Consider the following 25,863-nt stretch of genomic DNA (forward strand, 5'->3'; position numbering starts at 1 on the left):
GCCAACAACCGATCGGCGCGCTTGATGCGATGGCGCAGGTCCGTCCCGCCGCCGAAGCGTCGGCCGATCTCGGTCAGCGTCAGCCGCGGGCCGCTGACCGTCGCGGCGACGGCTTCAAGCAGCACGCTCAGGCGCCGACGGTGGATGCCGGCGAGCAACGGCGCGACACAACGCTGTAGAATCGTCAGTGCATGCATGGGGGGTCCTCCATAGGTTTGGTCGCCCGTTGTGGACCATCAAACCCCATGCATGTTCTCTTCTTCCATAGATGATACGTTCAGGCGCCTGTTCTGATTAGTTTTTTCGTGGGGATACCTCAGGCTCTGACCCCTTTTTTTAGGTGTCGCCGTTGAGGGCGACGATGCGCTCGATGCCGGCGAGCTTCTGGTCTTCGCCCAGGTTGATGAGCTTGACGCCCCAGGTGTTGCGGCTGAGGACGTTGATGCCGTCGACGGCGGTGCGTACCAGGGTGCCGGCTTCGGTGATGAGCATGATCTCGTCGCCGGGGCGCACCAGCACGGCGCCCACTTGCTCGGCGTTGCGCTCGCCGATGCGCATGGAGATGACGCCCTTGGTGCCGCGGCCCTTGGTGGGGAATTCCTCCACCGGGGTGCGCTTGCCGGAGCCGTTGGCCCCCACGGTGAGCACGGTGCCGGGCTCGGCCACCAGCAGGGAGATGACGCGCTGGCCGTCTTCGAGGGAGATGCCGCGCACGCCGTGGGCGGTGCGGCCCATGGAGCGCACTTCGGACTCGTTGAAGCGCACGGCCTTGCCGGCGCTGGAGAAGAGCATCAGGTCCTGGCGGCCGTCGGTGACGGCGACGCCGATGAGATATTCATCGGCGTGCAGATCGATGGCGATGATGCCGCGCGAGAGCGGCCGCGAGAAGTCCTTGAGCGGCGTCTTCTTGACCGTGCCCTGGCTGGTGGCCATGAAGACGAAGCTGCCCTCTTCGTACTCCGGCACCGGCAGGGTGGCGTTGATGCGCTCGTCCGCCTCCAGCGGCAGGAGGTTGACGATGGGCCGGCCGCGGGCGCCATAGCCCGCCTGCGGCAGTTCGTAGACCTTGAGCCAGTAGACCTTGCCGTGGCTGGAGAAGCAGAGCACGGTGTCGTGGCTGTTGGCGACGAAGAGCCGGTCGATGAAGTCCTCGTCTTTGGTGCTGGCGGCGCTGCGGCCCTTGCCGCCGCGGCGCTGGGCCTGGTATTCCGACAGCGGCTGGGCCTTGACGTAGCCGGCGTGGGAGAGGGTCACCACCACGTCTTCCGGCGCGATGAGATCGAGCAGGGTGAGGTCGGTTTGGTCTTGGACGATCTCGGTACGGCGCTGGTCGCCGTATTGCGCCTTGATGGCCTCGAGCTCTTCGCGGATCACCTGCATGAGGCGGTCGGGGTTGCGCAGGATCTGCAGCAGATCGGCGATCTTGTTCAGGATCTCCTCGAATTCTTTGACGATCTTGTCCTGCTCCAGCCCGGTGAGGCGCTGGAGCTGCAGATCGAGGATGGCGCGGGCCTGGCGCTCGCTGAGGCGGTAGCGGCCGGCGGCGTCGCCCTCGGCCACCAGGCCGAAGCCCTGCTCGAGGTCGTCGGGGCGGGTTTCGTCGGCGCCGGCGCGCTCGAGCATGTCGGCGACGGCGCCCGGCGGCCAGGTGCGCGCCATGAGCCCTTCGCGGGCGGCGGCGGGGCTGGGCGAGGCCTTGATGAGGGCGATGACCTCGTCGATGTTGGCCAGGGCGACGGTGTAGCCTTCGAGGATGTGGGCGCGCTCGCGGGCCTTGCGCAGCTCGTAGATGGTGCGCCGGGTGACCACGTCGCGGCGGTGGCGCAGGAAGTGCTCGAGGGTTTGCTTGAGCGTGAGCGTGCGCGGCTGGCCGTCCACCAGCGCCACCATATTGATACCGAACACGGTCTGCATCTGCGTGTGCTGGTACAGGTTGTTCAGCACCACGTCCGGGTAGTGGTCGCGCTTGACCTCGATGACCATGCGCATGCCGTCCTTGTCGGACTCGTCGCGCAGCTCGGCGATGCCCTCCAGGCGCTTTTCTTTCACCAGCTCGGCCATCTTCTCGAGCAGCCGCGCCTTGTTCACCTGGTAGGGCAGCTCGGTGACGATGATGGCCTCGCGCCCGGAGCGCTTTTCGGTCTCGGTGTGGGTGCGCGCGCGCAGCTGTACGCGGCCGCGGCCGGTGCGGTAGGCCTCGCGGATGCCGCGGATGCCGTTGATGATGGCGGCGGTGGGGAAGTCGGGCCCCGGAATCAGCTCCATGAGCCGCTCATCGCTGACCATGGGGTCTTCGATGACGGCGAGACAGCCGTCGATGACCTCGCCGAGGTTGTGCGGCGGGATGTTGGTGGCCATGCCGACGGCGATGCCGGCGCTGCCGTTGACCAGCAGGTTGGGGAAGCGCGCCGGCAGGACGGTGGGCTCGTGCTCGGACTCGTCGTAGTTGGGGACGAAGTCGACGGTCTCTTTGTCGAGGTCGTCCAGCAGGGTGTGGGCGATGCGCGCCATGCGCACCTCGGTGTAGCGCATGGCCGCCGGGGAGTCGCCGTCGACGGAGCCGAAGTTGCCCTGCCCGTCCACCAGCATGTAGCGCATGGAAAAGGACTGGGCCATGCGCACGATGGTGTCGTACACCGCCGTGTCGCCGTGGGGATGGTACTTACCAATCACGTCGCCGACGACGCGGGCGGATTTTTTGTACGGCTTGTTCCAGTCGTTGCCGAGCTCGCTCATGGCGTAGAGCACGCGGCGATGCACGGGCTTGAGGCCGTCGCGCACGTCGGGCAGGGCGCGGCCGACGATGACGCTCATGGCATAGTCGAGATACGACTGGCGCATCTCGTCTTCGAGCCGAACGGGGAGGACTTCTCGGGCGAAATCTGGCATGGCGGGGTGGCGTCAGCGGGTCCGTTGGCGGACGGGCGGGGATCGCGAGGCGACCGGGGCCGCGGGAGGCCCGACGTCTGCGCTGAGCGCGCGGCGCCAAGCCTGAAAAAAGTCCGTTAGCTTAACATGCCAAGGCGCCTTGCAGGCATGCCGCACCCTTGCGAAAAGCCGTGCCGTCAGAGCAAGGTTGAGAGATCCAGCTCGATCTGGGGCAGCGTCACGGGCCGGATCAGGCCGGGCGGCTGCAGCGGAAAGACGGTCTGATAGCTGCCCTGCTGCGGCTGCGGATCGCGGTGGATGGCGACGGCGCGACCCGCGATGTCGACGAGCCAGACCTCGGGGATGGCAAAGCGGGCGTAGAGCGGGAGCTTGCGGTCGCGGTCGTAGGCGAGGCTGCTGTCGGCGATTTCCACCAGCAGCAGGACAGCGTCAGCCTGCGGGTGCGCCGTGGCGTAGAAGTCGTCCTGCGCCCGCAGCACGGCGATGTCCGGCTGCGGGGCATTGAGGTGACCGAGGATGACCGGATTCTGGGTGGAGACGATGGCACGCTCGCCCAGCGCCCGGTGGAGTATGGTGCTGATGTGCGTGGTCCGACTCGCGTGCGCCGGTCCGATCGGGGACATATCGATCAATGCTCCCTGGATCAATTCGATCCGAGCCTCCGGCGCGAACACGCCGATCCCGCCCATGCGGAAGAACTCTTCCACGGTGATCAGATGGCGTTGCGGGGTCTGCGGGGCGGCGGCTTGCATGCGGGCAGTTCGGAGAGGGGCGTGTGATGCTTCAGCCTAGTCGGCGACCGTGAAACCCGCAAGTCACTGGGCTGAACCGGGAAATGCGCCACCCTGGCACCTAGCCCCTTCCGCTTAGCCCCCGGCGCCCAGCACCTGGGCGTAGACGAAGCCCGCGGTCATGGAGAAGAAGAACAGGATGCCGAGCCAGCTCAGGAGCCTGAGGACGGGGCCCGGACGATGGGCCGGCGGGACGTTGTCGCCGCTCATGACCAGAAAATTGATCACCGCCAGGATGGGTGAGGTGACGAAGGAGACGATGGCGGCGAAGCCGAGCAGCTGCAGCAGGTTCTGCACATAGCCGAGCACGATCACCGAGGCGCCGATCACCGCCAGCAGGATCCAGGCCTGATGCACGCGGGTGAAGGCCGGCAGCAGCCTGGGTGCGAGCAGGGTGGTGCAGGCGGCGAGCGCGCGCGGGTAGCCGTCGACACAGGTCAGCGAGGTGCTGAGCATGGTGACGAAGGCCGCGAACAGGATCAGCCCATAGGACCAGGCGCCGATGTTGCGCGAATAGAGCTCGATCAGTTGGTTGGAGAAGGCGATGCCGCTGTCGGAGAAGTGCTCGCCGCTGCCGTACATCACCAGGGCGCCGAGGCCGAGGAAGACCACGGCCAGGGCCACCGCCATGAAATAGCCCAGATGAAAGTCGATCAGGGTCTCGCCCACGGTGGCCCGGTGGCCGGTCTGGCGCTCGCGGGAGAACATCCACAGCGACGACCAGGCAGAGAGATCGAGCGGCGCCGGCATCCAGCCCATGAGCATGATCAGGAAGCCGAACGAGGCCCAGGTCCAGGGCGAGGGCGCCGCGAAGCCGGGCTGCATCACCGGCCCCTCGCCGAGCGCCAGCAGCAGCGCGGCGAGGGTGGAGACGGTGAGGACCACCACCACCAGCTTGGCCATGCCGTCGAGCAGCCGATAATGGCCCAGGAAGATGAACAGGGCGCAGCCGACCATGATCAGCACCGTGAGCAGCGGCAGCGACGGGGCCCGCAGCCCGAAGCCGGCGAGCAGGGCCGCGCTCAGCATGGAAACGCCGGCGATGTTGATGATGCCGGTGAGGATGTTGATGGCGAGAAAGATGTAGACGAACAGGTTGCCCCTGCGCTGGTAGCCGGCGAGCAGGGATTCGCCGGTGGCCGCCGTGTACTTCTGGCCGTAGAGAAAGAACGGATACTTGAACAGATTCGCCAGCAGCACCAGGCCGACCAGCTGCCAACCGAACTCGGCGCCGGCGCGCGTGGACCAGACCAGGTGCGAGCCGCCGATGGCGGCGCAGGCCACCAGCAGCCCGGGGCCGAGCGCCTTGAGGAGGGATGCGCGCGTGCTGTGAGTCATGGCATTGGAGTCATGCATGGGGCCGGGGCCGGGTGAACCGCCTGCGGCTCAGGTGCCCGCCATCAGGGCGCGGATGTGCTCGGCATCCGGCCGGCGGATGACGCCGCGCTCGGTGACGATGCAGTCCACCAGCGCCGCCGGGGTGACATCGAACACCGGGTTGTGGGCCATCACGCCGGCCGGGCCGATGCGCTTGCCGCCACAGGCGAGCACCTCGTCCGGGTCGCGCGCCTCGATGGGGATGTCGGCGCCGCTGGCGACGCCCATGTCGATGGTGGACGTGGGCGCGGCCACCATGAAGCCGACGCCGTGGTGGCGCGCCAGCACCGCCAGGGCGTAGGTGCCGATCTTGTTGCAGACATCGCCGTTGGCGGCGATGCGGTCGGAGCCGACGATGACCCAGCCGATCTCGCCGCGGGCCATCATGCTGGCGGCGGCGTTATCCGACTGCACCGTGACGGGGATGCCCGCCTGCGCCAGCTCCCAGGCGGTGAGGCGCGAGCCCTGCAGCCAGGGGCGGGTCTCGTCGGCGTAGACCATGCGCACTTTGCCGGCGGCGTGGGCGCTGCGCACCACACCCAGCGCCGTGCCGTAGCCGCCGGTGGCCAGCGCGCCGGCGTTGCAGTGGGTGATGACGTCGGTGGGGCCCTGCATCAGCGCGGCGCCGAGCTCGCCCATGGCGCGGTTGGCGGCGATGTCTTCGCGGTGTATACGCTGGGCCTCGGCGAGCAGCGCCGGCACCGGCTCCGCGGTGTCCAGGGTCTCGGCGAGCCGGCGCATGCGCTCCAGCGCCCAGAACAGGTTCACCGCCGTGGGCCGGCTCGCCGCCAGCGCCTCGATGTCGGCGGCCAGGGCCTGGCGCCAGCTCAGCGGGTCGGCGCCGGCGCGCGCACGCGCCCCGAGCACCACGCCGTAGGCGGCGGTGATGCCGATGGCGGGGGCGCCGCGCACCACCATGTCTTTGATGGCCCGGGCGGTGTCGGCGGCCGAGCCGCAGGCGATGAAGCGCGTCTCGCCGGGCAGGATGCGCTGATCGAGCAGGTAGAGCCGGTCGTCGTGCCAGACGATGGCGTTGTCCGGGTGGATGGCGAGGGCATCGGCTGGCTGTATGGACATGGTGGCGCTCGTGGGCGGCGTAGGCGCGGTCTGCGGCGAAGATGTGGCATTCTTGCCGTTCGCAGGCGCAGGCTCAAGGGGTGACGCCGCCGATGCCCTGCCCGGCCTGCAACAACCCAATACCCGGATGCGGCGGCTGCGGCGCGACGCGGGTGCCGAAGCCAGACCATCGCCCTACCCTACTCCAATCCCTGCCCAGCCCCGACGCACACAAGCCCATGCAGACAGCGCTCTTGATCCATGCCGACTGGGTCCTGCCCGTGGACGCCGGCAACAGCACCCTGGCGCAGCACAGCCTCGCCGTCGCCGACGGCCGCATTGCGGCCGTGCTGCCGCGGGCGCAGGCCGAGACCCAGATCGAGGCCGCCAAAACACTGGATCTGACGGGCCATGTGCTGATCCCGGGACTGATCAACACCCACACCCACGCGGCCATGTCGCTGTTGCGCGGGCTCGCCGACGACCTGCCGCTGATGACCTGGCTGCACGAGCACATCTGGCCCGCCGAGGGGCGCTGGGTGGATCAGGAGTTCGTCGCCGACGGCACCCGCCTGGCGCTGCTCGAGATGCTGCGGGGCGGCATGACCTGCTTCAACGACATGTACTTTCATGCCGAGGTCACGGCACGGGTCTGCGCCGAGGCGGGCGTGCGTGTGCTGGCGGGCATGATCGTGGTGGACTTCCCGACCCGCTACGCCGACAACGCCGACGAGTATCTGCGCCGCGGCCTGGAGCTGCACGCCCACTACCGCGATCACGCCCTGGTGCGCCCGGCCTTCGCGCCCCACAGCACCTATGCCGTCTCCGAGGCCCCGCTCATGCGCGTGCGCACGCTGGCGGACGAGCTGGAGGTGCAGGTGCACATGCATCTGCACGAGACCCGGGACGAGGTGCTGCAGGTGCTGCGCGCCCATGGCGAGCGGCCCATCGCCCGCCTGGACCGACTCGGGCTGCTGGGGCCGCAGCTGGTGGCGGTGCACATGACACAGTTGGAGGAGGCGGAGATTGGGCGGTTGGCGGCCACCGGGACGCAGGTGGTGCATTGTCCGGAGTCCAACCTGAAGCTGGCGAGCGGCTTCTGCCCGGTGCATGACCTGCTGAGCGCCGGCGTCAACGTGGCGCTGGGCACCGACGGCGCCGCCAGCAACAATGATCTGAATCTGTTCGGCGAAATGCGCATGGCCGCCCTGCTGGGCAAGGGTGTGGCGGGCGCGGCGAACGCGGTATCGGCGGCGCAGGCGCTGCGCATGGCCACCCTCAACGGCGCCAAAGCGTTGGGGCTGGATGACGAGATCGGGTCGTTGGAGGTGGGCAAGGCGGCGGATATCGTGGCGGTGGATCTGCGCGATGCCCACACCCAACCGGTTTATCATCCCTGCTCGCAACTGGTGTATGCCGCCAGCAGCCACCAGGTGCGCCATGTGTGGATCCGCGGCCGGCAGGTGCTGCGCGACGGCGCGCCGCTAACGCTGGACCCGACGGCCATCATCGCCGCGGCGCGCGCTTGGGGCGAGCGCATCGCCGCGGGCTAGCCGGCGTGGCGATCCCGGGCTCGGCAGGACTGGCCGCTCTGCTGTGACGTGAGCACGCCGGCCACCGCGGCGCCGCGCCGGCACCGTCTGATGGCAGATCGAGTCGAGCCTGGGTAGACGCCCCGGCGGCCTGCGGGTGGCTGGGCGGTCTTCAGCTCACCGCTGGTGTGTGGCGAATGTAGCCGTCGTCGGTGAGCTGCTTGAGGACGAAATCGGCGACGTCGGCCCGCGACACGCGCGTGGCCTTGATGGCCTTGTCGAGGCCGGCGCGGTAGGCGCCGGTGCGCGGCCCGTCGATGAGGCCGCCGGGGCGCACGATGGTCCAGTCCGTGTCGCTGGCCATGATGCGCCGCTCCTGCTCCACCTTGGCCTGCATGATGCGCTTCAGCGTCAGATTCATGATGACGCGGAAGGCGAGGTTGATCTGATCGATGCTGTCGCCGACACCCATGGAGGTGACGGCGATGAGGCGCTTGACGCCGTGCTTGGCCATGGCCGCGAGGATGCGCTCGGTGCCCGCGGCTTCCACCGGCTCGTTGCCCGGCTTGGTGCCGAGCACGCAGATGACGGCGTCGGTGCCCGCGATGCAAGCGTCTGTGGCGGCCTGGTCGAGCACATCGCCCGGGATGACGGTGAGGCCGTCGCGGGCGGCGAGCTTGGCGGGGTCGCGGACCAGGGCCCTGATGTTGTGTCCCGCCGTCAGGGCCTGCTCCAGCACCTGTTGGCCGGTGCCGCCGGTGGCGCCGAAGAGTGCGATCTGCATGGCTCAGGCCTCGCTGCCGGGGGTGCCGGAGGTGGCGTTGGGGGCGGCGGCGCGCTGGAAGACCATCATGTAGTTGATGCCCTTGTAGCCGCTGAAGGAGAAGTTGCGGTTGAAGGGGTTGACGCGCACGCCGGTCTGGTGGATCACCTGCAGTTCAGGCCCCAGGCCGGCGACGAGCTCTTCGGGCTTGACGAGCTTGCGGTAGTGATGGGTGCCCTTGGGCAGCCAGCCGAGGATGTATTCGGCGCCGATGATGGCGCTCAGCCAGGCCGCCGGGGTGCGGTTGATGGTGGCGACCACCATGACGCCGCCGGGGCGCACGAGCTTGGCGCAGCTGGCGAGGAAGTCCGGCAGGTGCTCGACGTGCTCGACGACTTCCATGTTGAGCACGGCGTCGAAGGTGGCGCCGCTGGCGGCGAGGTCGTCGGCGGTGATGAGTTGGTAGTCGATGGCGGCGCCGCTCCAGTTGGCGTGGATTTCGGCGACGCGGATGTTTTTGTCGGTGATCTCTGTGCCGGTAACTTTGGCGCCGAGGTGGTGGACGGATTCGCTGAGGATGCCGCCGCCGCAGCCGATGTCGAGGATGTCGAGGCCCTGGAGGGGGCGCTCGGTGTGGGGGTCGCGGGCGAAGGCGGCGCAGAGGCGGTCGCGGACGTAGCCGAGTCGGAAGGCGTTGAGTTTGTGCAGGGGCCAGAAGGGGCCTTGTTCGTCCCACCAGCGGTGGGCGAGTTTTTCGAAGTATTCGACTTCGCTCGGGTCGATGTCGGGGGCGGTGAGGTGGACGGCGGTCATGGTGGTTGTGGTGTGGGGCGCGGGGTGTTGAGGCGGATATCTGTCTAGGCCGTGGACATTGCAACCGATGCCAGTCGTGAGACTGGGCGCGGGGTGTCGCGGCTCGGGTATCGACGGGCGGGGGACGCCGTGGATACGTCCCTGTAGGCTTCACGACCGCATCACTGCGGTCGAGACCCCCGCCCGCCGACACCCAAGCCGCTGGCGTGTCATGGTGTCGCAGCTTGGGCATCGACGGGCGGGGGACGCTTGCGATGGGTGGCGGGCGTTGTATCCGTTGTTGGTCGGCATCACCGTCCCTTGACATCGATGTCCAGCGAGGCTGAGCGGTATTCCCCGAGATCCATGGCTTTACTCTGTCGATTGCAAGGTTTTGCGCGGCGGCTGCGGCCGGCGCTGCCGGTGCTCAGCGCGTTGGCGGCGCTGTTGTTTGTGGTGGCGGCCTATTTGGCGGTGTTCGGTGATCCGCAGCGCAGCGATGTGGTGCTGCTGCCGGCTATCGTCGGCTTTTTGTGGTGTTTTTGTGCGGTGGTGCTCATTGGCACCTTTGCGTCTGTGCCGCCGCCGGTGACGGCGCAGATGACGGGCTGGGCGCGATTCAAGCGGCGCCTGGCCCGTGGCTGGTATGGTGTGCTGGCGCTGGCCTTTTTGGGCCTGACGGTGGCGACGCTGTTGCTCAGTAACCGTTTGCTGGGTGAGGTGTTGGCCTGACGCCGGTTTTTTGTCCACTGTGCTCGACGTCGGTGCCCGGCATCGGTGTCGCCCTAAGTTGCTGCGGAGTCCTGACGCTTGAACGAAGAAGCCATTGCATCCGCCTATGAGTTGCTGCGCGGCTCGGTGATGACCTACGGCGGTGCGCCGGTGGGGACCGTCGCCGCCGTCGCCGCGGACGACGCGGAGGCCGAGAATTATCACGATTGTTTTGTGCGCGATTTCATCCCGTCGGCGCTGGTGTTTCTGGCCGACGGCGAGACGGATATCGTGCGTAATTTTTTGTTGACGGTGCTGCGGCTGCGCAGTCAGCACCAGCGCATTCATGGTCATCAGATCGAGCCTGCGGTGCTGCCGGCGAGCTTCCGTGTGGGCTTGGATGCGCAGGGTCAGGAGCGGGTTCGGGCGGACTTCGGCGATCATGCCATCGGCCGGGTGGCGCCGGTGGATGCGATGATGTGGTGGGTGATTTTGCTCAACATTTATTGTCGCGCCACCGGCGATAAGGCGCTGGCGCTGGAGCCGGAGGTGCAGCGGGCGCTGCGTGGCGTGCTGGATTTGACGCTGCGCGAGGGCTTTGAGGTGTTTCCGACGCTGCTGGTGCCGGATGGCGCGTTCATGATCGATCGGCGCATGGGGGTCTATGGCCATCCGCTGGAGATCCAGTCGCTGTTCTACGGCATGCTGGTGAGTGCGGTGGAGCTGCTGCGGGATACGCCGGAGTCGCACGCTGTGCTGATGCTGGCCGAGACGCGCGCCAAGATGTTGCGCAATTACGTCCAGCTGTTCTATTGGCTGGATGTGGAGCGGCTGAACGAGATTCATCGCTACCGCACCGAAGAGTTCGGCACCGGCAGTGTCAACATGCTGAATATCTATCCGGAGTCCATTCCGGAGTGGGTGGTGGACTGGCTGCCGGCGCGGGCGGGGTTTTTGGTGGGCAATCTGGGCCCCGGGCGCATGGATTTCCGCTTTTTTGCGCTGGGTAATCTGCTCGCTATCATTTTTGGCATCACCAGTCAGCGCGAGGCCCAGGGCATCATGCGCCTGTATCAGGATCGCTGGGAGGATTTGGTTGGCAACATGCCGGCCAAGCTGGTGTATCCGGCGGTGGTGGGCAAGGAGTGGATGTTCATGACCGGCAGCGATCCGAAGAATGTGCCCTGGTCGTACCACAATGGCGGCAACTGGCCGGTGCTCATCTGGGCCTTCGTGGCGGCGGCCATGAAGACCGGCCGCGGCGACCTTGCGCAGTTGGCGCTGGATGTGGCCGACCATGGTCTGCCCCAGGCGAACTTCCCCGAGTACTATGACGGCCGCGCCGGTAATCTCATCGGCCGCCGCGCCCACCTGCGCCAGGTCTGGTCCGCCGCCGGCTACATTCTGGGGCACAAGATCGTCGAGAACGACAGGCTGCTGGACATGTTCTGCGCCGTGGACCAGCGCGAGCAGGAGGATGCCTAGTGCGGCGTGGCCGCGCTGATGCGGCCGTTGACGCCGACTCGTCGTTGTTGAGCTGCTCCGGCGCAGGCGGGTCGGCGGGTCCCTTGGCGCCGTGCATCCTGGCGCGGATCATCTGACATCGGTCGGCTGGCACCGGTCGGCTGGCGCTGGTCGTGTGGCGCTGGTCGACTGCCCGCCGGGCGGTGCGCGCGGCGTCGCGCTCAAAAAAATGGTCGACGCCGCTGCGCCCGCGCATCGAAATCCCTGGCCACTTGTGATGATATGGCCCTTATCAGGCCCACACCGGGGCCGCGGTCGCCGTGATCGCGGCCGCGTGCGCCCCGACATCCCAAGAGGTACTGAGGATGAGCCAAAGTCCGCTCGACAACAGCCTGCAACAAATCGCGGATGCCAGCCATGGCGATCCGTTCTCGGTCCTCGGACGGCACGCGGACGGCGATGGCGTTTGTGTCAGGGTGATGCTGCCCGGCGCCGAGACGGTGACCATCGCCGATGGCAATCATGCCATGCGCCGGCGCGAGGGCACCGACATCTTCGAGTGGCGCGGTCCGGCGGCGGCCGTGCCCGAGCGCTATCGGTTGATCTGGCGCGATCACGAGCACCGTGAGCACATCGCCCACGATCCCTACTGTTTCCCGCCGCAGCTGCCGGATTTCGATATGCACCTGTTCGGCGAGGGCCGGCACTGGCACGCGTATCGGCTCCTCGGCGCCCATGTGCACGAAACCGATGGCATCGCCGGCATCCTGTTCGCGGTGTGGGCGCCACACGCGGCCCGGGTCAGCGTGGTGGGCGAGCTCAATGGCTGGGACGGACGACGCCATCCCATGCGCATCCACGGCAACGGCATTTGGGAGCTGTTCATTCCGGACCTGTCGCCCGGTGTGCTGTACAAGTTCGAGATCCGCACCGGCGACGGCGCCATCCTGCTGAAGTCCGATCCCTATGGCCGGCGCTTCGAGGTGCGCCCGAGCACCGCGTCCATCGTCGAGCCGCCGGGCCGGTTCCGGTGGCGCGACGCCGACTGGCTCGCGGCGCGCAGGAAGCGCGACTGGCTGCACAGCCCCATGTCCATCTATGAGGTGCATCTGGGCTCCTGGCAGCGCGGGCCCGAGGGCGAGATGCTCAACTACCGGGAGCTCGCCGAGCGCCTGGTGGACTATGTGCGCGATCTGGGCTTCACGCACCTCGAGCTGATGCCGGTCACCGAGCACCCGTTCGATTTGTCCTGGGGCTACCAGACCACCGGTTATTATGCCCCCACCAGTCGCTTCGGCAGCCCGGAGGACTTCCGCTGGCTGGTCGACCACTGCCACGCCAACGGTATCGGCGTGATCCTGGACTGGGTGCCGGCCCACTTTCCGAAGGACGCCCATGGACTCGCACGCTTCGACGGCACCGCCCTGTTCGAGCACGCTGATCCGCGCCTGGGCGAGCACCTGGACTGGTCGACGCTGATCTTCAACTTCGGCCGCAACGAGGTGAAGAACTTTCTGATCTCGAGCGCCCTGTACTGGCTGGAGGAGTTCCACATCGACGGCCTGCGGGTGGATGCGGTGGCGTCCATGCTCTACCTGGACTATTCGCGCACCGACTGGATTCCCAACCGCCACGGCGGCCGCGAGAACCTGGAGGCCATCGCCTTTTTGCGCGAGCTGAATGAAATCGTCCACGATCAGGTGCCCGGGGCCCTGGTGATGGCGGAGGAGTCCACCTCCTGGTCCCAGGTGAGCCGGCCGACCTCTGTGGGCGGACTGGGGTTCGATCTGAAATGGAACATGGGGTGGATGAACGACACCCTGGAGTATTTCAAGAACGATCCGATCCACCGGCGGTTTCATCAGAACGCGCTGACGTTCAGCATGATCTACGCCTTCACGGAGAATTTTCTGCTGCCGTTCTCCCACGACGAGGTCACCCATGGCAAGCGCTCGCTGCTGTATCGCATGCCGGGGGATGAGTGGCAGCGCTTCGCCAATCTGCGCCTGCTCTACAGTTATATGTATACCCACCCCGGCAAGAAGCTGCTGTTCATGGGCAGTGAATTCGGCCAGGGGGAGGAATGGAACAGCACGGCGGTGCTGGACTGGTATGTGTTGCAGTATCCCTTCCACCAGGGCATACAGCAGCTGGTACGGGCCCTGAACGAGCTACATCGACACGAGACGCCCCTGCACGCCGCAGACTTCGAGCCCAGCGGCTTCGACTGGATCGACTGTCACGACGCGCACAATTCGGTGCTGGTCTACCAGCGGCGGGCGCCCGGCACGGCGGACGATGGCGCCGGCGACGCTCACGTCATCGTGGCGCTCAATTTCACGCCGGTGCCGCGGGAGGGTTATCGCATCGGCACGCCGGCGGCCGGCCCGTACCGCGAGATCTTCAACTCGGATGCGGCCGCATTCGGCGGCAGCGGCATGGGTAACGGCGGCGAGCCCATCGCCACCGAGCCGGTGAACTGGATGAATCTGTCCCATTCGCTGGTGGTCACTCTGCCGCCCCTCGCCGGGATCATCTTGAAACCGCAGGCAGCGGCGGCGGATTCGGGGCCGCCTCCAACGGCAGGCCGCACCGCCTGAATGGCTCGCTTGGCGCAACCACGATAGAGATTTCTGAACCTGCAGGCGGTTTGATATGGCAAAGAAGCCGACTTCCAAGGACAACGCGGTCGACGAGCCGACCGCAGCCAAGAGCACCAAAACCACGAAGAAGCGCGCGCGCGTTGCGAAGAAGACAGTCGCCGCGGCCGGGGCCAAGCCCGCCGCCCGGCCTCGCACCCCCGCCGGCACGCCAGCCGACGCGACAGGTGGCGCGACAGGTGGCGCCACAGCCGGCCCTGCTGCGGCGACACCCAAGCGGGCGGCCGCGCCACGGGCCCAGGGTCGGCCGCATCTGCACGACATCGCCGCGGGCGCGGAAACCGCCGCGTTGCGCCCGATGCCGCGGGTGCATGCCTTCACGCAGGCGGGATCGGCGCCCGCTGGCACCGCTGCGGCGCAGCGCACGACCGCGCCACGCCCAGCGCCGACGCCGACGCCGACGGAGCCGCCGGCGCTGCCCGGGCCGCCCGAGGGCACCACCGTCGCCAGAGCGGCGCCCACCACCGCTACGCCCGCCGACTCCGGCTACGCGCCCGAGCCGGAGCCGCATCCGCAGCCCCGGCATGAGCCGTCCCCGCCGCCCCAGCACCAGCAGCGCCCGAGCCTGTTCATCGTGCACATCACGCCCGAGATGGCGCCGGTGGCCAAGGTCGGCGGTCTGGCCGATGTGGTCTTCGGCCTGAGCCGGGAGCTGGCCATCCGCGGGAACCATGTGGAGATCATCCTGCCGAAGTACGACAGCCTGCGCTACGACCACATCTTCGAGCTGCATCAGGTTTATCAGGATCTTTGGGTGCCCTGGTACGAGGGGGCCATCCACTGCACGGTCTACTTCGGCTTCGTGCATGGGCGCAAATGCTTCTTCATCGAGCCGCATTCCCACGACAACTTCTTCAACCGCGGCAGTATCTATGGCTTCGCCGACGACGTCTTGCGCTACGCGTTCTTCTCACGCGCGGCGTTGGAGTTTTTGTGGAAGGCCGGCAAGCATGCGGACATCATCCACTGTCACGACTGGCAGACCGCCTTGGTACCGGTGTTTCTGTACGAGCTCTATCAGCAGCTCGGCATGACGCATCCGCGCGCCTGCCTGACCATCCACAACTTCAAGCATCAGGGTGTCACCGGCGCCGAGCTGTTGCGCGCCACCGGACTACACCGGCCGGAGCACTTTTTCGATCTGCACCGCATGGGCGACAACCAGCACAAGGGGGCATTGAATCTACTCAAGGCCGGCGTTGTCTATTCCAACTTCGTGACCACCGTATCGCCCCGTTATGCGTTCGAGACCAAGGACGGCGGCCAGGGCTTTGGCCTGGAGCCGACCTTGCACACGCATCACATGAAGTACGGCGGCGTCGTCAATGGCATCGACTATGATGTGTGGAATCCGGAGGTGGACCACTGCCTGCCGGTCCGCTATGGGGTGGAGCACATCGACGCCAAGTACGATAACAAGCGCGCCCTGCGCCGGCGCTTGATGCTGGCGGACAACGACAAGCCCATCGTCGCCTTCGTGGGCAGGCTCGACCCGCAAAAGGGGCTGGAGCTGGTGCGGCATGCGATCTTTTATGCCCTGGAGCGCGGCGCCCAATTCGTCCTGCTGGGCTCGAGCCCCTATCAGGGCATCAACAACGATTTCTGGGGCTTGAAGCAGATGCTGAACGACAGCCCCGACTGCCACCTGGAGATCGGCTTCGACGAGGACCTGGCGCACCTGATCTATGCCGGCGCGGACATCATGCTGGTGCCGAGCCAGTTCGAGCCCTGCGGCCTTACCCAGCTCATCGCCCTGCGCTACGGCACCATTCCCGTGGTGCGCACCGTCGGTGGTTTGGCCGATACGGTGTTCGACAAGGACCACTCCGACCGCCCACTGCACGAGCGGAACGGGTATCGCTTCGACGACTACGACGGCCCCGGGCTGGAGTCGGCCCTCGGGCGCGCCATCGACTGCTACTACCAGTTTCCGGAGCACTTCCGCGAGCTGATGAAGAACGCCATGCGTGCGGACTATTCGTGGAATCAGCCCGGACAGGACTACCTGAACATCTACGACTTCATACGCAATCGCTGACGGCGGCGGCTGCCTCGGCGTCGCCGGCTTCAACGCCGCCCATCTCGGCTAGCCTGTGCGCCGGGGGCAGCGCCCAATGAGCCACATCCGCCGCGGGCGCTGCAAGCCCGTGGGGAGCATCAGAGAGATACAGCATGCGCAGTCAGAACGCGATGAGTCGCAACCAGCCCACCCCGACCCATGGCGCGTCGTCGTCGGGGCCGGTGCCCACGCGCACCCCGGCGCTCGGGCCGCAGCAGCCGCCGCACGACCCCGTCGCAGGCGCGAGGGCTGCCCGCAGCCGCGGGCGCAGCGGGCGCCGGCGCCGCCAGCGGCACTGGATCGGCGCCGGTGTGCTGAGCGCCGCGCTGCTGCTGACCGGCTGTGGCGATGAATCGCCGGCGGTGACCGCCCGCTTCGACGCCTTCGGCGATGTGGTGGACCTCAGTGTGGTGCAGGTGAGGCCGGATGAGGCGGAGCAGGCGCTCGAGACGATTCGAACACAGTTCCAGGACCTGGAGCTCGCGCTCATGCCATGGAATGACGGCCAGATGGCGCGGATCAATCGTCTGCTGCCGACCGGAGAGACTTTTTCCGCGCCCGTGCTGGTGTTGCCGCTGGTGCATCTGAGCCAGCGCTACGCCGATCTCAGTGAGAATCTGTTCAACCCCGCCATCGGCAAGCTGACGGCGCTCTGGGGATTCAACACGGATGTGCCCGAGGGGATGCGCCCACCCCCGGAGCACGCCATCCAGCGCCTGCTCGATGCCAATCCGCAGATGTCGGACATCGAGGTGGATATCCTCAAGCTGACCGGGCGCAATACGTCCCTGCGGCTCGATTTTTCTTCGATGGTGCAGGCGTATGCGATCGATCTTGCGATTGCTGATCTGCGCGCGCGCGATATCCGCAATGCCCAAATCAAGACCGGTGCCAATCTGCGCGCCATCGGCGAGCGCAGCGGACAGCCCTGGCGGGCGACGATTCCACGCGCGAGCGGCTCCGGCGTCTTCGCAACCCTCAGTCTCGAGGCCGACGAGAGCGTCGTCACGCGCTCGGTCCATGATCGTAACTGGCTGCATCAGGGCACCCTTTATCATGGCATCCTCGATCCGCGCACCGGCCGTCCGGTGACCCACACCCAGTCGGTGACCGTGCTGCATCCGGAGGCGACGGTGGCTGCGGCGGCCGCCGTCGCCTTGTTCGTGGCGGGTCCGGATCAGTGGCAGGACGTCGCCCGCACGCTGGGGATCGAGTATGTGATGCTGGCCGATCGCGACGGCACCGTGCGGATGAGCCCCGAGCTGCATGAGCGGCTGACGATGATCGATCGGCATGCACCGATCGAGCTGAGTCCGCCGCTGAGCGAGCCCGAGACCCAGGCCATGAACCCGTCCAACAAGCCATGAACCGCATCCGCCAACACAGCGCCGACGCAGAGGCCCGCCGGGCGCGTGTCAGTGGGGCAGCAGCGCCCGCAGCAGGCGGTGGTCGGTGATGTGCTGCAGGGCATAGCCGGCGCAGGCGTCCAGCAGGGCCTCGGTCTGCTGGGGTAGGACGGCGGCCATGGCCGCCTCGAAGCGCGTCGAGCGCCGGTCGCCGCGGGCGTGGGCCAGCGCCAGAGCCTCGCCGCAGGCGGCGGCGTAGGCGCCCAGGCGTTTGCCGGGGTGTTGCTTTGCCAGGCCGATGTCCTCGGGGTCGATGCCGACCCGCGCATGATGGCGCGAGCGCACCAGCCAGTGCTTGTCTTCCCACACCGCCTCGTCCAGCACCATGTCCGGGCTGCGCTGCATGCGGCGCTGGCAATCGACGGTGAGATGGGCCGGGTCCAGTCGATTTTCGGGGCGCAGGTCCGGGAAGTGGTACAGGGGGCTGGCCGGGCGCTGTTGCTTGATTTCCACCAGGTGGCAGAGCGGCAGGTCGGCGTCGCCGGCGAACTCTTGCGGCCCCACCAGCAGATAGAAGCGCTCCAGATCCACCGAGCCGGTGCCAGCCCCCAGGCGGAGCACCAGGTCGAGCACGGTGTCGTCGACGTAGGGGCGAAAGGCCCGGCGCACCTGTCGGGCACGCCCGGCCTCGAGGGCCGCGAAGCGATCGGGTCGGTCACGGAAGCGCAGGCGGCCGTCGCGGCGCTCGATCGCTTTTGCGAGCGCGCTCTTGGTGGCGAAATCCCGGCCGCCGGCGCGTCGGCGCCGGGCCTTTTTGAAGGGCTTGCGCAGCACATGGCCCGCGGGGAAGTGGGTCAGCGCGCCGTCGCGCCGGGCCGGGTCCGCCACGGCCTCGCGGCAGGTTTGGGTGTAGGCGGCGAGGAAGGCGCGGCCGGCGGCGCGTGCGTCGTCGTCCGTGGCCGCCGTCAGCGCCGCCGGGTCGTCGAGGTCGGCGGCGTAGCGCCCATCCAGCACGCCGCGGCAATAGTCCGCCGCCAGCGTCAGGCTGACCAGATAGCGGGCTAGGTCCCAGACGGCATGGCCCATGCAGGCGTCGTCGTAGTCGTTGGGGCAGAAGACCACGGTGTCGCCATGGGAGCCCTCTTCGGTGAGAAAGCCGAAGTTGGAAATATGGCAGTCGCCCATGACGGTGGTGGCGGGGACTTGCGTGAGCAGTGGCGGCGGTAATTGCAGCGCACCGCCGGCGAGGTCGGCGTAGTAGAGCTGTGCCGAGCCGCGCAGGAAGCGCAGGGGGCTCGCGGCCATTTTTCGGTGCTTCGGCGTGGGCACGCCGGCGCCGGGGTCGACGCCGTCGACACGCAGGAGCTCGGCGCGGATCAGGTCCCGGCGTTGGGGGCTGTCTGTCGTATACATATCGCGAATCCTTGTGGTCAGGCGGCGCCGGCGTTACCGCAACGGATGACGGCCCGCTCGGGGCGGTGCAGGAAAGTCCACCTCGCCGCCGTCGGCGGTCAGCAGCCGGATGTCCACCGGTGTGCCGCTCGCATCCAGGCGCACCCGCCCGAGCGCGCTGACGTTGTACAGGCGCCGACGCCGGTTGCCATTGGGACGCCGGGCGCGCAGGCGCAGGCGCCGGCGGCGGGTGAGCCAGTTGAGCGGCGAGCGGGTGCCGTAGAGCCAGAGGTTGAGGCGGTCGAACCAGCCAAGCAGCGTGTGGGGGAATTCGTTTTTGAGGCCGCTGGCGGTGATCTGCCAGATGCGCGGCGAGTGGGAGCGAAAGCGCAGCACCGCATCGTAGACGAAGCTGTAGTGGACATCGCCGGAGAGGATCACGAAATGCCGCGGCGTGCGCCGATGGCGGAAGATGTTCAGCATGACGTTGGCCGCGCCCGGGTGTGCCATCCAGTTCTCGGCATCCACCAGCAGCGCCAGTCCGAACCAGGTGAACACGCGCTGGACGTTCTCGATCAGTTTCACACCCAGCACCGGCGCCGCGGAGACCATGACCACGGCGTCTGCGTGCATGAGGGTTTGCTGCAGCTCCGAGAGCTCTTCCCAGTCCATCAGCCCGGAGGGCTTGGTGAGGCTCGACTCGGACCACCAGCGGTGGGTACGGGTGTCGAGCACCACCAGCTTCGGCGAGGTCGGCAGGCTGTAGTGCCAGTGGTCGAAGTCCAGCAGGCGGTCGATGAGCCGGTCCTGTGGCTGCGGGTGCCCGCCGGGTGCTGTGGCCAGTGGTGGCACCGAGGTGGGTGCGGGTGTTGCCCCCTGTGCGGGCTCGACGGTGGCGGGCGGCGCGTCGGTGACGGCGTCGTGCGCGGGCAGGCATCGTCGGGCGGCGTCCAGCAGCTCGCCGTGGCGCTGCGGGTCGTTCCCCCAGCCCTGGAAGAGCCAGTAGCCGATCAGGGCGTTGCCGATGATGCGCCGGGAGAAGGGATGGCCATAAGCGGCCTGTTCCCAGCCGCGGGAGAGGTTCCAATCGTCGGTGATATCGTGATCGTCGAAGATCATGTAGACGGGCAGGTGTGCCAGCGCCCGGCGCACCCGTGCGAGCCCGTCGCGAAAGCCCTCGATCACCGGGCACTCGGCGGCGTAGCAGGCGGCCAGCTTGGCCGGCAGCGACCGGGGTGGACGCTGCGGGTGCAGGTGGATCTGGGGCCACAGCGCCGGCGACCACACCAGCAGGTACATGGCCACCACTTCGGCCAGGGTGATGAGGTGGTTGTGGGCCGAGGCGGTGGTGAAGATGGGCTTGCTGGCGCCGCCGAAGAAGATGTCTTGCAGGGCGCGGTTGGCCTGGGTATGGGGCAGCAGGTCCTGGCGGCGGTAGTAGCAGGCGTCGCTCGCCATCAGCGCATCGCTGTCGACGACGGTGGCGCCGGTGAGGCGCTCCGGATAGAGCCCGAGCCGGTGGATGACCTGGTGGATGGCGGCGAGCATGGGGCCGGCGACGTCGTCGCAGTAGATCTGATCGCCGCTCATCATCAGTAGTGCCGGCCGGGCCAGGGCATCGGCGGGCGCCGCGGCGATGAGGTCGTCGAGGCGCAGCAGGGCGTCCGGTCCGTCGAAGTGGGGCTTGCGGCAGGAGCCGTGGACCAGGTCCGTCAGCCGCGAGCGGATGACCAGCGTCGGGCGCGCGTGACCGGGGTAGCACAGGTCGGGCAGCAGGTCCGCCAGCCCCTGCTCGCCGTGCGCGGTGGTCACACGCAGGTCGTATTCCAGCAACTCGTCGACGGGCAGCGGCGCCGGCGGCTGCAGGTCGATCAGCCGCACGAAGGCGTGCGTGCCCACGCGCACCTGCGTCGCCGTCGCCGCCGGGCTGTCTGCGGCGAGCAGCGGCGCGCCGTCGCCGGCGCGATAGATGCAAAGGCGCAGGTCCAGCGGCGCGCTCAGTGCCAGCCAGAGCACGATCCGGTCGGGCCCGATGCGGCGCGGGATGGGCCCCGCGATGATGGGGGGTAATGGCGGTGCGGCGGCTTGCAAGGATACGGGCGGATTCAGGCGGCGACGACGATCATCGAATGGCGTTCATTCTATACACTTCGTCCACCCATGTTCCCTGCGCGCGACGATGGGCTGTCATTGGCTGGCATCACTCGCGCAGGGCGCGCACCCGATCGAGCAGGTCGGGATCATCCCACTCCCGCTCGCCCTGGGCGCGGTAGACGATGCGGCCCTGGGGATCGAGGACGAAGGTGGTGGGCAGCCCTTTCATGGGCCATTGCTGGGAGACGCTCATGTCCGTGTCGATGGGCAGCGGGAAGTCGAGGCCGAGCTGCTGCGCAAAGGCCCCGACCTCGTCCTTGCTCTCGCCGACGTTGACGGCGACGACCCCGATGCCTTCTTGCTGCACGACTTCCCAGCCACGCTGCATGGCCGGCATTTCGGCGCGGCAGGGCGGACACCAGGTGGCCCAGAAGTTGATGATGACGGGCTGACCGCGCATGTCCGCCAGACTGTGTGTGCGCCCGTGCGGTCCCTGCAGCTCGAAGCCCGGCGCCGGGGGCTTGTCGGGCATGGGCTCGAGCAGGTCGGTGTCGGCGTCCGCCGCGGCGGACACTGCGGGTAAGAGCAGACAGGCCGCCGTGAGCAGGGCGGGGATGTTCGGGTGGTTCACTGGGTGCGGGCCTCCTGGGTGGATAGGGTGCGCTCGCCGGCCGCACGCGGGCTCGTGCGGCCCGGCGCGCCGGCGGAGTTGTAGCTGGCGTCGATCGACTGTCGGCGCAAGTTGCCGCGGGTCTGGCTTCGGAGGTTATGGCTTCAGGGGGACCGGCTGCAGCAATTTTGGCCGGCGGCGGGCAGAGGTCTTCGCAGCAGACATGCTATGGTGCCGTTGACCGGGAGCTATCCACGGCGTCCCCCGCCACCCGGCCCGCAAACAACCAACACCCAGCTGCGACGGGTAGACCATGAGCGCTGTTCGACATTTGTCCGCCCAGGATGCCGCGAGCGCCTGGCAGCACTTGCTGTGGGGCGACGCCGCCGCCCTCCCCGCCTGGCAGCGGCGGCTGCGCCTGCCGCTGCGCATGGCATACGCCATCGGCCGCGATCTGGCCCAGGGCCGGCTCACGCTGGCCGCCATGAGCTTGGTCTACGCCACACTGCTCAGCCTGGTGCCGCTGCTGGCGGTAAGCTTTTCGGTGTTGCAGGGCTTCGGCGTGCACAACCAGCTGGAGCCCATGCTGCTGCAGGCGCTGCACCCCCTCGGCGCCGGCGCGCAGGAGGTGGCGGGACGCATCATCGATTATGTCGATAACACCAATGTGCGCGTGCTCGGCGCCGTCGGCCTGGCGGTGCTGCTGTGGTCGGTGCTGTCGCTGATCTCAAAGATCGAGCAGGTGTTCAACATGACCTGGCGCGTACAGCACCAGCGGCCGCTGGCCGAGCGCTTCAGCCGCTACCTGAGCGTGCTGCTGGTGGGGCCGGTGCTGCTGTTCTCGGCGCTGGCCGCCTCGGCATCGCTCCGGCGCAATGTCGTGGTCCAGACCCTCACGGACATCCAGCCCCTCGGCTGGCTGCTGCAGGTCGCCGAAGGCGTGGTGCCCTTCGTGCTGATCACGCTCGCCTTCACCTTCGCCTACAACTTCGTCCCGAACACCCGGGTGCGCCTGAAGCCGTCGCTGCTGGGGGCGGTGGTGGCGGGGGTGCTGTGGCTGCTGGCGGGCAGCCTGTTTGCCCAATTCATGGCCGGCTCGACGCGCTACGCGGCCATCTATTCCGGCCTGGCGATTCTGATCCTTTTCATGATCTGGCTCTACATCGCCTGGCTCATCGTGCTGGTGGGTGCCAACATCGCCTTCTATTTACAGTATCCGGAGTACCTGGTGAGCCGGGAGCGGGATTTGCGGCTCAGCAACCGCCTGCGCGAGCGGCTCGCATTGCTGCTGATGCAGGCGGTGGTGCGCCGGCATTACGCCGGCGCCGATGCGGCGGACGCCGAGGCGCTGGCCCACGAGCTCGGCATGCCGCTGACGCATGTGCACACGCTGCTTGGCATGCTGCGTGCCGGTGGCTATCTGGTGCCCACCGCCAGCGAGCCGCCCCGTTATGTGCCGGCGCAGGCACCGGAGTTGCTGCAAGTGCAGCAATTGCTGCGCCATGTCCGCCGCTACGGCGAAGACCCGCAGGCGACGCCGGCGCCGCCGGCGGGAACCCCGGTCGCCGCCGTGGAGGCACGCCTGCAGCAGGCCATGGATGAGGCGCTGGCGGACATGAGCCTCAGGGCCTTGGCCGTGGACAGCGCCGCGAGCACGGACGCCGCCGCCCCATCGCAACCGGCGACCTGAGCCCACCTGCACACCCTTGGGGGTGCTGGTATTGGGCATCGGCCAGGGTGTCGGTCAGGGTGTCCCTCAGAGCGTCAGGGGGTCCGGCTCGCCCGGACCCGGCGCCGGTGCGAGCAGCGCCCGCACCGGCGCGAAGGAGCGGCGGTGGATGACGCAGGGACCGTGGCGCCGCAGCGCCGCCAGATGCTCGGCGGTGGGATAGCCCTTGTGGCGGGCGAAGCCGTAGTGCGGATACTGCGCATCCAGGCGTTGCATTTCCCGGTCCCGGGCCACCTTGGCGAGGATGGATGCGGCGCTGATGGCGGGCTCCAGGGCATCGCCGCCGACCACGGCGCGGGCGCGACAGGGGAGATCTTCGGGGCAGCGGTTGCCATCCACCAATGCGAGCGTCGGCGTGAGCCGCAGCGCCAGCAGGGCCCGGCGCATGGCCAGCATGGATGCCTGCAGCACATTGAGCCGATCGATCTCCAGGTGGCTGGCCCAGGCCACCGCCCAGGCCTCGGCGGTGGCCTCGATGGTGGTTGCCAGGCCGGCGCGGCGCCGTGGCGTGAGCCGCTTGCTGTCGTCGAGTTCCGCGGGGATACGCGCCGGATGCAGGATCACCGCCGCCGCGCATACCGGCCCCGCCAGCGGGCCGCGTCCGGCCTCGTCCACGCCCGCCACCAGGGCGGATGCTTGTGCGGTGCCGCGCGTGCTCATGTTGCGCGCCCGCGGGCGGCGAGCAGGTCTAGGATGTGCCGGGCGCCGGTGCGCGCGGCGTCGCGGCGCAGCAGGCCGTGGAGCTCGGCGTAGCGGCGCCGGATGGCGGCCCGCCGCGGCGCGTCGTCCAGCATGGCGAGCAGGGCCGGCCCCATCAGCGACGCTCGGCAGCGGCCCTGGATGAATTCCGGCGCCAGCGCCTCGCCGGCGAGCAGGTTGGCCATGGCCGCATAGGGGACCTTGATGAGCCGCAGTGCCCTGACCAGGCCGAAGGTGAGCGGGTGCAGCCGATAGGCCACCAGCATGGGGCGGTGCAGCAGCAGGGTCTCGAGGGTGGCGGTGCCCGAGGCGGTGAGCACCACGTCTGCGGCGGCGATGGCGCTGCGGCTGTCGCCGGCGAGCAACTGCACGTCGAGCTCCGGCGCCACGCGGGCGCGCTCGGCCTCGAACAGCGCCCGCAACCCGGTCGAGACCATGGGCGCCACGAAGCGCAGCCCGGGCCTATGCGCGCGGCACCAGCGGGCGGTCTGCAGCATGGGCGCCGCCAGCCGCGAGACCTCGCTGCGACGGCTGCCGGGCAGCAGCGCAACCACCAGATCCGCCGCCGCCAGGCCCAGCGCCGCCCGGGCCGCGGGGCCTTGGTCCTCGGGCGGGATCGCATCGGCCAGGGGGTGTCCGATGTAGTGGGCCTGGACGCCGTGCGCGCGCAGGAAGGTCTCTTCGAACGGGAAGATACAGAGCATGAGATCGGCGGCACGGCGGATGCTGCGCACCCGGCCCCGCCGCCAGGCCCACACCGTCGGGCTCACCAGGTGGACCGTTGGAATGCCGCGCCGGCGCAAGCGCCGCTCGAGCCCGAGATTGAAGTCCGGGGCATCGACACCGATGAACGCCGCCGGCGGCGTGGCGGCAAAGTGCCTCACCAGCTCGGCGCGGGCGCGCAGCAGGTCCGGCAGCACCGCGAGCACCTCCACCAGTCCCATCACCGACAGCCGCTCCTGGGGCATCAGGCTTTGGCAGCCGCGGGCGAGCATGTGCGGGCCGGCGACGCCGACGAATTCGGCCTCCGGCAGCCGTTCCTGGAGCGCCTGCACCAGGGCTGCCCCCAACAGATCGCCGGAGGGCTCGTTGGCGACGATGGCCAGTCGCGTGCTCACCGCACGATGCTGCGGGTGCTGTCGGCGACGAAATCCGCCAACGGCATCAGCTCGGGGTGCGCGTCGGCGAGGACGCGGATCTGCTCGACGGCGTCGACGAGCTTGAGGTTGCCGAGATAGAGCAGCCGATAGGCGCGGCGCAGCGCCGCGATGGCCGCCGCCGAAAACGCCCGGCGGCGCAGTCCCTCGGCGTTGATGCCTCGCGGCTGCGCCGGATGTCCGCCGATGGTGAGGTAGGGCGGCACGTCTTTGGTCACCACCGAGCCCATGGCGCTGAAGCTGTGGGCGCCGATGCGGCAGAACTGGTGGACGATGCAAAAGCCGCCGAGGATGGCCCAATCCTGCACTTGCACATGGCCGCCGAGGGAGGCCGCATTGGCCATGATGACATGGTTACCGATGACACAGTCATGGGCGACATGGGTGTAGGCCATAAACAAGTTGTCATCGCCGATGCGGGTCTCGCGGTTGTCCTGGACGGTGCCGCGGTGGATGGTGGCGCACTCGCGGATGACGTTACGGGCGCCGATGACCAGGGATGTCGCCTCGCCGGCGTACTTCTTGTCCTGGGGCTCTTCGCCGACGGACGCGAATTGGTACACGCGCGTGCCGGCGCCGATGCGGGTGGGCCCGCGCAGGACGGCGTGGGGCCCGATGATGCAGCCGCGGGCAAGCTCCACCGCTGCGTCGACGATGGCATAGGGACCGATCTGGACGTCTTCGGCGACGGCCGCGGCGGGGTCGACGACGGCGGTGGGATGTATCCGAGGCTGGCTCAAGA

General features: G+C 68.3%; 19 protein-coding genes and 1 pseudogene. 7 read left to right on the forward strand and 13 right to left on the reverse strand.

Annotated elements, in window-relative coordinates:
* The 5 genes and pseudogenes from QZ588_RS07665 to mtnA all read right to left on the reverse strand — a co-directional run.
* Nucleotides 1-197: pseudogene (locus QZ588_RS07665) on the reverse strand (IS4 family transposase); the annotation flags it as partial.
* Between the two features lie 139 nt (nucleotides 198-336).
* The gene (gene gyrA / locus QZ588_RS07670) at nucleotides 337-2,889 is read right to left on the reverse strand and encodes a DNA gyrase subunit A (protein ID WP_295541443.1); all 2,553 of its coding nucleotides are present in this window, start codon (nucleotides 2,887-2,889) and stop codon (nucleotides 337-339) included.
* A 176-nt stretch (nucleotides 2,890-3,065) separates the two neighbouring features.
* Nucleotides 3,066-3,641, reverse strand: a complete 576-nt coding sequence (locus QZ588_RS07675; RefSeq protein WP_295541444.1) for a Uma2 family endonuclease — start codon at nucleotides 3,639-3,641, stop codon at nucleotides 3,066-3,068.
* 114 nt (nucleotides 3,642-3,755) lie between these two features.
* Entirely contained in the window at nucleotides 3,756-5,018 is a 1,263-nt protein-coding gene (locus tag QZ588_RS07680; RefSeq protein ID WP_295541446.1) for a divalent metal cation transporter, read from the reverse strand.
* A 48-nt stretch (nucleotides 5,019-5,066) separates the two neighbouring features.
* On the reverse strand, nucleotides 5,067-6,134 hold the full coding sequence (mtnA, locus tag QZ588_RS07685; RefSeq protein ID WP_295541448.1) for an S-methyl-5-thioribose-1-phosphate isomerase: 1,068 nt from the start codon (nucleotides 6,132-6,134) through the stop codon (nucleotides 5,067-5,069).
* Nucleotides 6,135-6,352: 218 nt separating this feature from the next.
* Between mtnA and QZ588_RS07690 the strand changes: the two genes are divergently transcribed.
* Nucleotides 6,353-7,666 carry a TRZ/ATZ family hydrolase gene (locus QZ588_RS07690; RefSeq protein ID WP_295541450.1) on the forward strand — a complete coding sequence of 438 codons (1,314 nt, stop codon included), beginning with the start codon at nucleotides 6,353-6,355 and terminating at the stop codon, nucleotides 7,664-7,666.
* 151 nt (nucleotides 7,667-7,817) lie between these two features.
* Here QZ588_RS07690 and QZ588_RS07695 read toward each other — a convergent pair whose 3' ends face one another.
* Both QZ588_RS07695 and ubiG read right to left on the reverse strand, forming a co-directional pair.
* Nucleotides 7,818-8,429, reverse strand: a complete 612-nt coding sequence (locus QZ588_RS07695) for an NAD(P)-dependent oxidoreductase (RefSeq protein WP_295541452.1) — start codon at nucleotides 8,427-8,429, stop codon at nucleotides 7,818-7,820.
* A gap of 3 nt (nucleotides 8,430-8,432) precedes the next feature.
* Entirely contained in the window at nucleotides 8,433-9,221 is a 789-nt protein-coding gene (gene ubiG, locus QZ588_RS07700) for a bifunctional 2-polyprenyl-6-hydroxyphenol methylase/3-demethylubiquinol 3-O-methyltransferase UbiG (protein ID WP_295541453.1), read from the reverse strand.
* Nucleotides 9,222-9,566: 345 nt separating this feature from the next.
* Between ubiG and QZ588_RS07705 the strand changes: the two genes are divergently transcribed.
* The 5 genes from QZ588_RS07705 (at nucleotide 9,567) to QZ588_RS07725 (ending at nucleotide 17,461) form a co-directional block, all read left to right on the forward strand.
* Nucleotides 9,567-9,932 (forward strand): hypothetical protein, encoded by a 366-nt coding sequence (locus QZ588_RS07705; RefSeq protein WP_295541454.1) that lies wholly within the window; start codon nucleotides 9,567-9,569, stop codon nucleotides 9,930-9,932.
* A gap of 78 nt (nucleotides 9,933-10,010) precedes the next feature.
* A complete protein-coding gene (locus tag QZ588_RS07710; protein WP_295541457.1) occupies nucleotides 10,011-11,396 on the forward strand; it encodes a glycoside hydrolase 100 family protein in 1,386 nt (461 codons plus the stop codon).
* Between the two features lie 344 nt (nucleotides 11,397-11,740).
* Nucleotides 11,741-13,975 carry a 1,4-alpha-glucan branching protein GlgB gene (glgB, locus tag QZ588_RS07715; RefSeq protein ID WP_295541458.1) on the forward strand — a complete coding sequence of 745 codons (2,235 nt, stop codon included), beginning with the start codon at nucleotides 11,741-11,743 and terminating at the stop codon, nucleotides 13,973-13,975.
* Nucleotides 13,976-14,333: 358 nt separating this feature from the next.
* Nucleotides 14,334-16,073 (forward strand): glycogen synthase, encoded by a 1,740-nt coding sequence (gene glgA, locus QZ588_RS07720; RefSeq protein ID WP_295541525.1) that lies wholly within the window; start codon nucleotides 14,334-14,336, stop codon nucleotides 16,071-16,073.
* A gap of 134 nt (nucleotides 16,074-16,207) precedes the next feature.
* A complete protein-coding gene (locus tag QZ588_RS07725; RefSeq protein ID WP_295541459.1) occupies nucleotides 16,208-17,461 on the forward strand; it encodes an FAD:protein FMN transferase in 1,254 nt (417 codons plus the stop codon).
* 48 nt (nucleotides 17,462-17,509) lie between these two features.
* Here the strand turns inward: QZ588_RS07725 and QZ588_RS07730 are convergent, their stop codons facing one another.
* From QZ588_RS07730 to QZ588_RS07740, 3 genes are all read right to left on the reverse strand, one after another.
* A complete protein-coding gene (locus tag QZ588_RS07730; protein WP_295541461.1) occupies nucleotides 17,510-18,853 on the reverse strand; it encodes a DUF2252 family protein in 1,344 nt (447 codons plus the stop codon).
* 33 nt (nucleotides 18,854-18,886) lie between these two features.
* Nucleotides 18,887-20,923, reverse strand: coding sequence for an alkaline phosphatase D family protein (locus QZ588_RS07735; protein ID WP_295541462.1), 2,037 nt, complete (start codon nucleotides 20,921-20,923; stop codon nucleotides 18,887-18,889).
* A gap of 109 nt (nucleotides 20,924-21,032) precedes the next feature.
* A complete protein-coding gene (locus tag QZ588_RS07740) occupies nucleotides 21,033-21,557 on the reverse strand; it encodes a peroxiredoxin (RefSeq protein WP_295541463.1) in 525 nt (174 codons plus the stop codon).
* 292 nt (nucleotides 21,558-21,849) lie between these two features.
* On the opposite strand from QZ588_RS07740, the gene QZ588_RS07745 reads away from it, so the two are divergent.
* Nucleotides 21,850-23,226 carry a YihY/virulence factor BrkB family protein gene (locus QZ588_RS07745; RefSeq protein ID WP_295541465.1) on the forward strand — a complete coding sequence of 459 codons (1,377 nt, stop codon included), beginning with the start codon at nucleotides 21,850-21,852 and terminating at the stop codon, nucleotides 23,224-23,226.
* A gap of 66 nt (nucleotides 23,227-23,292) precedes the next feature.
* Here QZ588_RS07745 and rnhB read toward each other — a convergent pair whose 3' ends face one another.
* From rnhB to lpxA, 3 genes are read right to left on the reverse strand one after another with little or no spacing between them, the layout of a single operon-like run.
* Nucleotides 23,293-23,925 carry a ribonuclease HII gene (gene rnhB, locus QZ588_RS07750; protein WP_295541467.1) on the reverse strand — a complete coding sequence of 211 codons (633 nt, stop codon included), beginning with the start codon at nucleotides 23,923-23,925 and terminating at the stop codon, nucleotides 23,293-23,295.
* On the reverse strand, nucleotides 23,922-25,082 hold the full coding sequence (lpxB, locus tag QZ588_RS07755) for a lipid-A-disaccharide synthase (RefSeq protein ID WP_295541469.1): 1,161 nt from the start codon (nucleotides 25,080-25,082) through the stop codon (nucleotides 23,922-23,924). Before lpxB ends, rnhB begins: the two co-directional genes overlap by 4 nt.
* Nucleotides 25,079-25,861, reverse strand: a complete 783-nt coding sequence (lpxA, locus tag QZ588_RS07760) for an acyl-ACP--UDP-N-acetylglucosamine O-acyltransferase (RefSeq protein ID WP_295541470.1) — start codon at nucleotides 25,859-25,861, stop codon at nucleotides 25,079-25,081. The genes lpxB and lpxA overlap by 4 nt, the downstream gene beginning before the upstream one ends.
* Between the last annotated feature and the right edge of the window lie 2 nt (nucleotides 25,862-25,863).

This window comes from uncultured Thiohalocapsa sp. (genome assembly GCF_913062725.1).
Lineage (GTDB): Bacteria > Pseudomonadota > Gammaproteobacteria > Chromatiales > Chromatiaceae > Thiohalocapsa.